The sequence below is a fragment of the Neoluteolibacter marinus genome, from assembly GCF_014904755.1.
Lineage (GTDB): Bacteria > Verrucomicrobiota > Verrucomicrobiia > Verrucomicrobiales > Akkermansiaceae > Haloferula > Haloferula marina.
This window is the reverse complement of record NZ_JACZFQ010000298.1, coordinates 1-578: the sequence shown is the minus strand read 5'-3', so window position 1 is coordinate 578 and position 578 is coordinate 1. Positions and strand designations below refer to the sequence as shown.

Below are 578 nucleotides of genomic sequence, written 5' to 3'. Positions count from 1 at the left end.
GCCAACGTCAAGCCGGGTCGCGTGATGTTCGAGCTGGGCGGCGTGTCCGACGAGGTGGCCCGCGAGGCCCTTCGCCTGGCCATCCACAAGCTCCCGATGAAGGCGCGCATCGTGCGTCGCGAAGGCGGTGAATGATCAATGGCCGTTGGATCCAAGGATCTGAACATGGAGAAGCTCGTCGAGCTCGACGACGCCGCTCTCCAGTCCGAGCTGAAGAAGGCCAAGGAGGAGCTGTTCAACCTGCGCTTCCAGTCGGCCACGGGTCAGCTCGAGAGCAATGGCCGTCTGAAGGCCGTCAAGCGCGACATCGCGCGCATCTACACGGTGCTGCGTGAGCGCGAGCTGGGCATCCGCGGCGCAGCCGAGACCTCGAAGGATGGTGCCAAGTGACCGAGCAGCCTCAGAAGACCGCTGAGACCGACCAGCGCGGGGATCGCAAGACCCGCCGCGGCTACGTCGTCTCGGACAAGATGGACAAGACCGTCGTCGTGCTGCTGCAGGACAACGTCACCCATGCCCTCTACGGCAAGGTGATCCGCCGCACGCAGAAGGTCAAGGCCCACGACGAGGCCAACGAG

General features: G+C 64.9%; 3 protein-coding genes. All 3 read left to right on the top strand.

Annotated elements, in window-relative coordinates; all coding sequences use genetic code 11:
* A partial coding sequence (locus tag IG178_RS24945) for a ribosomal protein L16 (protein ID WP_193215264.1) occupies positions 1-135 on the top strand: 135 nt, incomplete at its 5' end.
* Positions 136-138: 3 nt separating this feature from the next.
* Entirely contained in the window at positions 139-390 is a 252-nt protein-coding gene (rpmC, locus tag IG178_RS24940) for a 50S ribosomal protein L29 (RefSeq protein WP_024289931.1), read from the top strand.
* A partial coding sequence (locus IG178_RS26330; protein WP_193215263.1) for a 30S ribosomal protein S17 occupies positions 387-578 on the top strand: 192 nt, incomplete at its 3' end. The genes rpmC and IG178_RS26330, both read left to right, overlap by 4 nt.

What these genes read in the sequence shown, in the direction of transcription:
- rpmC (WP_024289931.1), top strand. Translation starts at nt 139, where the DNA reads ATGGCCGTTGGATCCAAGGATCTGAACATGGAGAAGCTCGTCGAGCTC.